Below are 598 nucleotides of genomic sequence, written 5' to 3' on the forward strand. Positions count from 1 at the left end.
TATGGCTTCCTTGGTCAATTGTCCCCAATTGCTGTCATGCTGAGCAAGTGTATGACAAAAGGCCTTGATCTGTGTGTCGGGTAAACCCACATGTGGAAAATGAAACAGAAGGTCCAGTTTCAAAGCCCGTTGCTCAGTAGACATGGTTTTAAAGTGTCCACATGCCAACTCCAACAGTGCGCAAATACTTTGCGCTTCATTGGAGTGGAATACACCGGGGTAGCCATCCATATGGTAATTGATGCCGGCTTCTAACAACGCGAGCTCAATGCCCACCGTCTGACTCCAAACTCGCGTGAGAATTGCATACTGAGACAAATCCTGAGAAGGGGTGCCTGAGAGGATATCAATCACTGTCTTGGGGTCATCTTTAGACTTGTGTACTTCTACCCGGGTAGAGGGGTTTGACTCATGTGATTTGCAAAGCAGTGCTTGTCGCCCTGAGTTGTGGGAAATCAGGTGGTTCGCTAATAAAGAAACGCAATGCCCATAGCGGAATGAGTAGCTCAAATTGAGCTTCTGCGTCCCTGGAAACTGTTGGGAAAAGCCGTTAATGATGTATTCGGGTTTTGCGCCGCGGAACTCGTATATCGTCTGA

1 pseudogene is annotated in these 598 nt (G+C 47.8%); it reads right to left on the reverse strand.

Going from position 1 to position 598, the window contains the following annotated elements:
• Window positions 1-598, reverse strand: a pseudogene (locus A3756_RS27225) (ATP-dependent helicase); the annotation flags it as partial.

It is taken from the genome of Oleiphilus sp. HI0086 (assembly GCF_001635225.1).